4 protein-coding genes are annotated in these 3357 nt (G+C 70.6%); 1 reads left to right on the forward strand and 3 read right to left on the reverse strand.

Translation table 11 applies throughout. The features are described from left to right. Positions 1–203: 203 nt before the first annotated feature. The 3 genes from Mterra_RS19925 to Mterra_RS19935 all read right to left on the reverse strand — a co-directional run bounded on the left by Mterra_RS19925 (position 204) and on the right by Mterra_RS19935 (position 2345). Complete coding sequence (locus Mterra_RS19925; protein ID WP_245971708.1) at positions 204–551, reverse strand: DUF4342 domain-containing protein; 348 nt, start codon at positions 549–551, stop codon at positions 204–206. Positions 552–562: 11 nt separating this feature from the next. Further along, a complete protein-coding gene (locus tag Mterra_RS19930) occupies positions 563–928 on the reverse strand; it encodes a DUF4342 domain-containing protein (RefSeq protein WP_119316698.1) in 366 nt (121 codons plus the stop codon). 220 nt (positions 929–1148) lie between these two features. Beyond that, positions 1149–2345, reverse strand: coding sequence for a thiolase family protein (locus tag Mterra_RS19935; protein WP_119316699.1), 1197 nt, complete (start codon positions 2343–2345; stop codon positions 1149–1151). 136 nt (positions 2346–2481) lie between these two features. Between Mterra_RS19935 and Mterra_RS19940 the strand changes: the two genes are divergently transcribed. Continuing rightward, on the forward strand, positions 2482–3189 hold the full coding sequence (locus tag Mterra_RS19940) for a hypothetical protein (protein WP_119316700.1): 708 nt from the start codon (positions 2482–2484) through the stop codon (positions 3187–3189). Positions 3190–3357: the final 168 nt, after the last annotated feature.

Genomic DNA, 3357 nt, shown 5'->3' on the forward strand with positions numbered 1-3357 from the left:
GGGTGGCGCAGACGGGCATGCCGCCGGGTCAAGGTGCGGCCCGCACCCCCGCGTACGCGGGCGCTGAGGCCCGGCGGCATGCCTGCGAGTCCCTCGGGGGAGCGGGGGTCACCAAACCAAAGCACCGCACACCCCCCTCCCCCCCCAAAAAAGAAACGAACGGGGCGAACACGAGGTTCGCCCCTGCAGGATTCCTCGCCCGCTCAGGGTTGGGGCGGGCTCGAGGGCGACTCGGGGTTGAGGGTCTGCTTCTCCTCCTCCTCGGTGCGGGCCTCCACCCGGGCATCGGCCTGCCGCACCACCTTGAGCTTGAACTGCGTCACCATCCCCGCGATCGCCCCGATCGCCGCCAGGCGCGGCAGGGCCAGGGTGAGCACCCCGCCCACCAGCACCCCCGCCGTCAGGGGCAGGGAGATCAGCTCGCTGCCGTCCGGCTTGCAGATGATGACGCGGGTCGCGCTGGCGTCGCGCAGCAGCTCCTGCACCCTCTGCACCAGGTTGGCGCTGGTGGCCTCGAGCTCATCCACCCACGTTCGCTTCTCTTCCGCCACTTGCGGCCTCCTCAGAGGGGCTTGTCCTCGGGCCGGACCTCCGGGTCCTGGGGCCGCACCTCGGCGATGGGCTCCTCCCGGATCTCGGTGGTAGCCCCCTCCTCCCGCTCGACCTTCAGCCGCACGCGGGTGACGATCCCGGCGATCACGCCCAGCGCCGCCAGCACGGGCAGGGCCACCGTCACCACGCCGCCCACCAGCACGCCCACCGTCAGGGGCACCGAGAAGATCTCCTCCCCGTTCGGCTTGCACACCGTCACGCGGCGGGCGTTGCCCTCCTGCACCAATTCCCGAACCTTATCCACGAGCTGGCCGCCGGAAATCTCGATCTCTTCGACCCAGGTCTTGCCCTTGGTCTCTTGCGGGTTCTCTGCCATGAATGCACCTCCTTGGGGGTAGTGTACTAAGCCTCGATGAGTCAAAGAGTGGGCGCGTTCCCGGCGAACTCACGGCCACGTCCCACCGGGAGGCCGGGTCACGGCCCCCGCTCTCGCCACGGCCACCCTACCCTCGGCGGCGTAACCCTCCCAGGGCCGAACGTCCCGAGCCCGGCGGCAAAACCCCCGGCACAAGGCCGGGGGCGCGAGGTCTTGCCGCTCAGGCCGGGAGGGCCTCGAGCGCCAGCGCGGTCGAGCCGCCGGTGCCGTGGCAGATCGCGGCCAGGCCGCGGCTCTTGCCGTGGGTGTGCAGGGCGTGGATCAGGGTGGTGAGGATGCGGGCCCCGCTCGCGCCGATGGGGTGGCCCAGCGCGATGGCCCCGCCGTGGACGTTGAGCTGCTCCATCGGCACGCCCAGCAGCCGGTGGAAGAGGACGTTGTTGAGGGCGAAGGCCTCGTTGTTCTCGAAGAGGTCGAAGTCGGAGACTCGCATCCCCAGCTTGCCCAAAAGCTTCTTGACCGCCGGCACCGGGGCCTCGGGGAAGCGCCAGGGCTCCCCGGCGGCCCAGCTCGAGCCCAGGATGCGGGCGATGGGCTTGAGGCCGTACTTCTCCACGGCCTCCCCGCTCGCCAGCAGCAGCGCCGCCGCCCCGTCGGAGATCTGCGAGGAGTTGCCCGCGGTGAGCACGCCGTCCTTCCTGAAGGCCGGGCGCAGCGCGGCGAGGGACTCGAGCGTGGTCTCGGGGCGCACGCCCTCGTCCTTGCTCACCACCTCCACCCCCTTGCGGGTCTTGACCTCGACGGGCACGATCTCCCGGCCGAAGCGGCAGGCCTCGGCGGCTTGGGCCGCCCGCAGGTTCGACTGCAGCGCCACCTCGTCGAGCTCGGCGCGGGTGACGCCGAACTCGGCGGCCAGCCGCTCGGTCTGGTCGCCCATGGCCTCGCCGGTGAAGGGGTCGGAGAGCCCGTCGCGCTGGAGGACGTCTTGCAGTTGCTCGGGGGCCCCGGCCAGGTACTTGTAGCCCCAGCGGGCCCGGCTGCTGAGGTAGAAGCCGGTCTGGGTCATCGACTCCATGCCGCCCACGAGCACCAGCTCGGCGTCGTGGTTCTTGATCGCCAGGGCGCCGTTGGCGGTGGCCTGCATCCCCGAGGCGCACACCATGTCCACCGCGTAGCCGTCCACGCTCTCGGGGATGCCCGCCTTGAACGCGGCCTGGCGCGGGGGGAGCTGGCCGTGCCCGGCTCTGAGCACCTGCCCGAAGACGAAGAGGTCGAGGTCGCCACCCTGCACCCCGGCCTTCTCGAGCGCCGCCTTCATCACGTGGGCGCCCAGGTCGATGGGAGAGAAGTCCTTGAGCGCCCCGCCGAACTTCCCGATGGGGGTCCGCACCGCCGAAACCACAAACACTTCGCGCATGATCGCCTCCTCGCTCTATGCTACGGTATTTCCACGCCAAGATGTAAAAACGTCATACGAGCCTCGATTGCCAAGCCCCAGGGCCCCTCTTAGAATCGGGGTGATCCGAGCCAGCGTCAAACCCGGGGGTGGTCGCATGAACCGGTTGCTCGCGTACTCCACAGGCATCCTGAGCCTAGCCGTCGCCGGGTTCTGGGGCGCGGCGCAGAACACGGCCAGCCTCGAGGTCGTCGTCAGCGGCCTCCCCAAGGGCGTCGATGCGGCCGTGGTGCTCACCGGGCCGGGCGGCACCCGCCTGCGCATCGTGGAGAGCGTGCTGGTGAGCCAGCTCGGCACCGGCAACTACGTCCTGCGCGCCGACCGGGTGAGCGCCGGGGGCAACCTCTACGCGCCCAACCCCGCCTCGCACAGCCTCACGCTGGTGGCGGGGCGGCGTTACCGGGTGGAGATCCGCTATGCCCGGGTGGCGGGCGACACCGAAGCGGGAACGGTGCTCGAGCTGGGCCAGACCTGGAAGCAGGGGGGCCTCGAGCTCACCCTCCGCCTGCTGCGGACCAACCCCGACGGCCTCCTGATCGAAGCCAGCCTCACCAGCCGCCGGCAGGGCGACCTCGTGTTCCGGCTCACCCAGGACAACTTCAGCGCCAGCAGCAACCTGGGCCAGCCGGTCAAGATGCGCCCGATAACGGGCAGCTTCGTGGCCCCTCCCGGCCGGACCGTCCGCCTGGGCTACCTCACCCTCACCGCCGACCTCGCCGACCCCGGCCTCACCGAGATCATCGTCGTCGTCAGCGGGATCTCCACCATCGCCGAGGCCAGGTGGCGCGTCCCCGTCGAAAAGTAGCTCGGGGCTTTCGCCCAATCTTCACACTCGTGCCCTACCTTAGGACCCGTCTCGAGCCCTAGAGGACTCGAGCCCAGGAGGTTTGCCGTGAAAGACCGCCCGTGGACCCGGCGCCAGTTCCTCTGGGTCGCCCTCGCCGCCCCGCTCCCGCTCGCGCTGGCCCAGCCC

The sequence above is a fragment of the Calidithermus terrae genome, assembly GCF_003574345.1.
Lineage (GTDB): Bacteria > Deinococcota > Deinococci > Deinococcales > Thermaceae > Calidithermus > Calidithermus chliarophilus.

Bases quoted from the DNA above. Each gene is read 5' to 3' on its own strand.
- Mterra_RS19935 (WP_119316699.1), bottom strand. From the start codon at position 2,345: ATGCGCGAAGTGTTTGTGGTTTCGGCGGTGCGGACCCCCATCGGGAAG.
- Mterra_RS19930 (WP_119316698.1), bottom strand. From the start codon at position 928: ATGGCAGAGAACCCGCAAGAGACCAAGGGCAAGACCTGGGTCGAAGAG.
- Mterra_RS19940 (WP_119316700.1), top strand. From the start codon at position 2,482: ATGAACCGGTTGCTCGCGTACTCCACAGGCATCCTGAGCCTAGCCGTC.